This is a genomic window from Sphaerospermopsis kisseleviana CS-549 (genome assembly GCF_028329225.1).
In the GTDB taxonomy this organism is placed as follows: domain Bacteria; phylum Cyanobacteriota; class Cyanobacteriia; order Cyanobacteriales; family Nostocaceae; genus Sphaerospermopsis; species Sphaerospermopsis kisseleviana.
In genome coordinates this window covers 1-6,242 of record NZ_JAQMTI010000191.1, presented here as the reverse complement: position 1 = coordinate 6,242, position 6,242 = coordinate 1, and the positions used below count along the sequence as shown (strand labels likewise).

Below are 6,242 nucleotides of genomic sequence, written 5' to 3'. Positions count from 1 at the left end.
GTGGTAGTCTTTTTCAGAAACTTAATTGGAACACAATCGCGTCTGGCTAAGGCGTGAAAGTCTACTGAGGGATAACTGCTCCCATGCTCCCGTTGAAGTAGAAAGTAAAGTCTAGTTTTGTCTAGGTTTTATATAGCAGGTTTAAGTTCACAAGTTGGCTAAAGCGATCGCCTCCATTGTCGTTTTTGCTGTCAATCTTGGGCAAATGATTCTGTTTGGGTCTGTATCAGCGGCAAATTCATCAAAATTATAGATATGGATACATCAAAATACCTGATCATGCAGTATCTTGATTTCAGTGGCACAAAAAATCAACCACTAAAAACAATCCAGCAGATGAAAGTCCAGGAATTTGCCAAAAATACCCTGTGCTTTAGCTAGGTGATTGTAAAAACAAAATGCTAAAGTTAAAAATGATTGGTTTGAAACTTTTAGTAACTGGCTGTCAAAAGTCCCCATCCCGAAAACACCCAACGTAATTTTTTAGGTTAGGTGTCTGAAGATAGAACAGAGACAGTGTTTTTACTAATGATTCAACACTCTCAAGCAGAGTCACCAATTCAGTCATGTTACCCGAACCACGTTGGCATGGGTTTTTGGAAAACTTGGTTTAGTAGTTCTGAATCTGTAGCGACAAATAAAACGACCGCATTTGATGAGTATGGACGGGGAGATAAAGGTAACTCTAGCGCCGGAAGCGACAGTATCGTTTTTAGCACTGAACGCGATATCGACCTGTATGAACTAGAAGAACTCTGTGATGCGGTGGGTTGGTCGCGTCGTCCTCTGAGAAAAGTAAAAAAAGCCATTGAACATAGTTTTCTCGTCGCGTCTATGTGGCAAGTACGAGGAAATAAAAGGCGTTTAATTGGTTTTGCCCGTGCTACCTCAGATCATGCTTTTAATGCCACTATTTGGGATGTGGTAGTTCATCCAGACTTCCAAGGTCAAGGTCTGGGTAAGGCATTGATGAAATATGTCCTCAAAAAACTCAGAAGTGAAGAAATTAGCAATGTTACTCTTTTCGCTGACCCTCATGTTGTAGATTTTTACCGGACCATGGGTTTTATGCCTGACCCAGAAGGTATTAAAGGGATGTTTTGGTATCCTCAATGATCCTCAAGCAAACAAAACAGGTTGCCGCCATAAATTCGCTATCATACCTAAGATGTGCTATTATTGTTTGGTTGAGCAATGAGCTTTAATCTAGCAGGATCAACTTTTTCAGGCTGAGTCAACAGAAAAACTCTTATTTCTTATTAAGGAAGTGATTTGATTTTTTTCCCTGTAAGGGGTTGGCAATCTGTTTTTAGTATGATATAGTTAGAAAGATGCTTGAGCAAAACATAATTTTTGTTATGTGCAGCTAAACTATCAACAGTAAAAGTTTTTCGGGATGTAGCGCAGCTTGGTAGCGCGCCTGCTTTGGGAGCAGGATGCCGCAGGTTCAAATCCTGTCATCCCGATTTTAGATAAATATTAAGATTATGGTAGCACTGTTAACTTGCTATAAATTCACTAATATGTGAGTAAATAGTATAGTATAGATTATATATTTTTTATTGGGTTATTGATAAAAGTTACTAATACATACTAACAACCCAAGTTCCTAGTTAGGAATACGAGTCAGGAGTTAAGAGAAAGAATGAATTATGATGGTGTTCGCTGCTTTTTTGCTGTCTACTTATCCTTGTTACTTGGATTTGAGAGCCTCACGGCCTTATCTACAGCTATAAAAAAACTCTGTTAATCGGAAATGGGAACGATTTATCAAGTCCTAGCGTCACGGAAAAACAAACAAAACAAACAACAAAACAAACAACAAAACAATTAATTGTAATTGTTGTGAGCAAGAGTACCGAAAATCAAACCCTGGTGGAGAATATAATAGAAAAATACAGCATTTAGTAGTGAATAGCAGGGCAAAATTCCTAACAATTAGCACAATAAACTTATTTAAAGCTAAAATAGCTGGTTAGATAATTAAACTTGGTTTTGTTGGTATAAAATTCTACTACTTTCTGATTGTCTAAGTTAATTCAAGTATTGATATTGAGATAAGGAGTATTTATGAAATCATTGGTTCGCTGGGGCTTAACGCTGGGTTTAGTAGGTAGTACCCTATTTGGCAGCGTGGTAGCTGTTGATTTTCCTGTGCTGGCATTAACAGAACAACAAGTCAAAGAAAAATTGGATTCTGTACCGGTTTACTTGATTACGAATGATCAGGGTTTACCGTTGAGTCGGACTATACCCGCACAAAATGGACAACCAGGGGCTTCAGTGACTGGTGTATATATGAGTCGGCAGGAAGCTTTGGCGTTTATCAAAGAATTGCAAAATGCCAAAAATAAAGACCCAAAACTAGAAACAATGGCTAAACAGTTGCAAGTTACCGCTGTTCCTCTAGGTGTAATTTATCAGCAATTGCAACAAAGTAAAAACCAACAGAATAGACTGTTGTTTGCGTTCAAACCTGTAGATAAAGAAGTTAAAGGCGCTCTAACTTTACTAAATGCAAGTGGTCAAAAAGTAGATCAATTTAAGAGTGTACCTGTATTTGCGGTAAGGTTTGGGACAGATAAAGGCTATGTACCAATTCAATTAGGTGCGAATAATCAGCAAATGATTCCTTTATTTTTGAGTAAACAAGATGCACTAGGTTTATTGAACCAAGTGAAACCAAAGTTTCCTCAAGCTGATATTCAGGTAATAGATGTGGATGGGGTGATTAAAACTTTGGAAGATAAAAATGATTCTTGGTTAAATCAGGTGGTTTTGGTTCCATCCCCAGAGTCTAGAGAATATATTAGGACTTTGCCTAAAAATAATGCTGCCAAGCAGAATAATGCACCTTCTAAACGGCGTTAATCATGGCAAAGCAACAGTCATTTACTGGTATGGAAGTTTGGCAGTGGCGTAATCAAGCACTGAAAGATGCTTTATCTACGGACATTTCTCCTGTAGAAGTTGATTGGCTGTTGCAAGAAATAACTGAGTTAGACCGCTTAACACTGCGTTTGGAGTCCTTCAAAAACTTGAATCATATTCAAACGCAGTTTTCTTTGTCAGAACTAGACCAGTTATGGCAAAGACGTTTACAGGAACGCTTGCCGATACAGTATATTGCTGGTGTGACACCTTGGCGCAAATTTAAACTCGCTGTGTCCAGTGCGGTTTTGATTCCTAGACCGGAAACAGAGATTTTGATTGATTTGGCTGTAAACGCTGCTGAAAGTAAGGGGTTACAATCAGGTCATTGGGCAGATTTGGGGACTGGGAGTGGGGCGATCGCTCTTGGTTTAGCGGAGGTATTGACAAATGCGACGATTCATGCTGTAGATGTCAGTGCTGAAGCTTTAGAGGTTGCGAAAACTAATGCGGAAAGTTTAGGTTTTGGGGAACGAGTGAAATTTTACCAAGGTAATTGGTGGAAACCCTTAGAATTTTTGCAAGGTCAATTTAGCGGGATGGTATCAAATCCGCCTTATATTCCCAGTGATACGGTACTGACATTACAACCGGAAGTAGTGAAACATGAACCCCATCTAGCATTAGATGGTGGTGTGGATGGTTTAGATTGTATTCGTCATTTAATCGCAGTTGCTCCTGATTATTTGCGTCCTGGTGGAATGTGGTTAATTGAAATGATGGCGGGACAGGCTGAAACGGTGCGAGAATTGTTAGAAAAGAATGGTAATTATAGTGACATTTCTATTCATGCAGATTTAGCAGGAATAGAACGGTTTGCGATAGCTTATGTAAATATGTAGAATGTCCTGGATATGATGTTTTCTGCATCAGGATTTTCATTGTCAGAATCAGGATATCCAGGATTATAGGATTTACAGGATGTTGATTTAATAGGAATGTGGTGATTTTTCAAAATTTGATTTTGTCAGAATCAGGATTTTCAGGATTTAAGGATGTTCAGGATGTCATAATTATTATATAGTTTAATTTATAATTAAACCAATTATGTCACCTGTCACCTGATATTTGGCGATTATATCTAAAAATAGATAAGTAATTTTCTGATATTTATTTATGAATGTTTCTCTAGAAGTTCTCATCAACTCTGCAAAAGCTGGAAAACTAATTAGTTTCCCTACGGATACTGTTCCTGCACTGGCTTCTCTACCAGCACAAGCAGAATTAATTTATACTGCTAAACAACGGAGTTTGGATAAACCTTTGATTTTAATGGCTGCTAAAGCCGAGGATTTATGGGATTATGTAAGAGGAAATAAGACTGAATATCAAATTTGGCAGGAGGTAGTTAGTCAATATTGGCCTGGTGCATTGACTTTAGTGTTACCTGCTAGTGAGAAAATTCCTCAAGTGATGAATCCTACTGATCCAACTACTATAGGTATTAGAGTACCCAATCATCCAATTGCCCAAAATATCTTAGCACAAACTGGACCAATGGCTACCACTAGCGTTAATTTATCAGGACAACCAGCTTTAGAAAATCGAGCAGAAATAGAAGTGAATTTTCCTGATGTTCTCACTTTAGAAGCGACTGAATATAAAGGTTTGGGAATACCTTCTACTGTTGCTAAATGGACAGGGAATGATTGGCAAATTTTGCGCCAAGGAGTAATTAAAATTGATAATTGATAATTGATAATTGATAATGGTAATCAAGAGTAAAATTTTCTATGACTAGCTTAAATGAATGGTTATATCTAGGATCAGGAATAGGTTTAGGAATAGGTTTTTGTAAGTTATTCCTAAAGTCATCTAAATCTTCATCCATTCCTGTGGAAATTGCCCCACAACAGCAAGAAACCGAAGTTTTACAAAAAACTTTAGACAAATTAAACCAAACCCAATTAGCCTACCAACTGGCTAGGGAAATGAGCCAGTTTCAAGGTGGTTTTTTGGCAAGGACTACCCATGAATTGCGATCGCCCCTGAATGGTTTAATAGGATTACATCAGTTAATTTTAAATGATTTGTGCGAAAATCCAGAGGAAGAAAGGGAATTTGTCGGACAAGCTTATGAGCGATCGCTGAAATTGCTAAAAATGATTGATGAAATTCTCAGTGTTGCTAGAACAGAACACGGAACAAATAAATTACATATTCAGCCTTTACAGTTAACTAAGGTTTTAGAAGAAGTTTATAAATTAACTTATATGTTGGCAGGAAATCGCAATTATCCTTTTACTATATCATTTCCTAAACCAGAAATTTATGTTTTAGCAGATAACCGCTGGCTACGTCAAATCTTGGTGAATTTAATAGATACTACTATTTTACAAATGGAAGAAGGTAGTATTCATCTTTCCAGTAGTATTGCACCTGCAAATACAGCTACAAATAATATTATTAATAATGTTGTGCATATTTATCTAGATGTCCCTTCTCATGCTGTCATCTCCAGTGAGAAAATAAATTTGATTGCCTCTGAAAATAACACAAATCAAGAAAATATAAAAGACAGTATAAAAGATAGTATAAAAGATAGTATAGAAATCTCATCAGGGATGAAACTATTACTTAATCAAAAATTACTAGAAACGATGGGAGGAAAACTAGAAATTATTGCTTCTCCCATCACCACAGAAGTAACACAAGATTGCAGCAGACTACAAATTGCTATCCCCCTAGTGACTCCTGAAGCTGAACTTCTCCAGTCGGAATAGAACCTAGATCCGATTGGTTGTATAGTACCATTGTCGTGGTATTATTAGTTTGAAAACCAATCTTTTCATAGAATTTTTGTTGATGAGTTGTCATTAAATAAACTCTCTCCACTTGCATGACAGGGTGAGCTAAAACTGTTTCTACTAATTTAATTCCCAGTCCTTTACCTTGATAATCTGGATGAATGACAACATCCCAAATTGTAGCGCGATAGATGCCATCAGAATTAGCTCTTGCAAAACCAATGAGTTGTTCTCCATCCCAAACAGAAATCACCTGTTCACTATTAGTAATAGCTTTGTTTAAATCCTCTATACTGCGTCCTTTCGCCCAAAAAGCGGCTATATTAAACAAATTCTGAAGTTGGTAAAGGTCAATTTCCGCACGGCGATCGCTAAAATGAATTTGAGGATTTTTCATGTATAGACACCCAACTGGTAGTATCTTCGTTTCTGTTATGGCATATTTTCTGAAAAAATACTTTAAATGTACATATTTATGCAACTAAGAAAATGTTAATTACTTGTTATAGTAGGAGTCAGGAGTCAGGAGTCAGGAGTCAGGAGTCAGGAGTCAGGAGTCAGGAG

The 6,242-nt window shown here is 37.2% G+C and carries 6 protein-coding genes and 1 tRNA gene; 6 read left to right on the top strand and 1 reads right to left on the bottom strand.

Going from position 1 to position 6,242, the window contains the following annotated elements; genetic code table 11:
* Window positions 1-588 precede the first annotated feature (588 nt).
* The 6 genes from PN497_RS15660 to PN497_RS15635 all read left to right on the top strand — a co-directional run bounded on the left by PN497_RS15660 (window position 589) and on the right by PN497_RS15635 (window position 5,654).
* Window positions 589-1,116, top strand: coding sequence for a GNAT family N-acetyltransferase (locus tag PN497_RS15660; protein ID WP_096565864.1), 528 nt, complete (start codon window positions 589-591; stop codon window positions 1,114-1,116).
* Window positions 1,117-1,392: 276 nt separating this feature from the next.
* Window positions 1,393-1,466, top strand: a tRNA-Pro gene (locus tag PN497_RS15655).
* A gap of 604 nt (window positions 1,467-2,070) precedes the next feature.
* Entirely contained in the window at window positions 2,071-2,871 is an 801-nt protein-coding gene (locus PN497_RS15650; protein WP_096565866.1) for a Tic22 family protein, read from the top strand.
* A 2-nt stretch (window positions 2,872-2,873) separates the two neighbouring features.
* Window positions 2,874-3,773 carry a peptide chain release factor N(5)-glutamine methyltransferase gene (gene prmC / locus PN497_RS15645; RefSeq protein WP_272110631.1) on the top strand — a complete coding sequence of 300 codons (900 nt, stop codon included), beginning with the start codon at window positions 2,874-2,876 and terminating at the stop codon, window positions 3,771-3,773.
* Window positions 3,774-4,047: 274 nt separating this feature from the next.
* Window positions 4,048-4,623 carry an L-threonylcarbamoyladenylate synthase gene (locus PN497_RS15640; RefSeq protein ID WP_096565870.1) on the top strand — a complete coding sequence of 192 codons (576 nt, stop codon included), beginning with the start codon at window positions 4,048-4,050 and terminating at the stop codon, window positions 4,621-4,623.
* 41 nt (window positions 4,624-4,664) lie between these two features.
* Window positions 4,665-5,654, top strand: a complete 990-nt coding sequence (locus PN497_RS15635) for a sensor histidine kinase (protein WP_096565872.1) — start codon at window positions 4,665-4,667, stop codon at window positions 5,652-5,654.
* On the opposite strand, the gene PN497_RS15630 is transcribed toward PN497_RS15635, so the two are convergent.
* Window positions 5,608-6,075: a GNAT family N-acetyltransferase gene (locus PN497_RS15630; RefSeq protein WP_096565874.1), complete on the bottom strand. Its 468-nt coding sequence runs from the start codon at window positions 6,073-6,075 to the stop codon at window positions 5,608-5,610. The two genes, PN497_RS15635 and PN497_RS15630, sit on opposite strands and share 47 nt — an antisense overlap.
* Window positions 6,076-6,242: the final 167 nt, after the last annotated feature.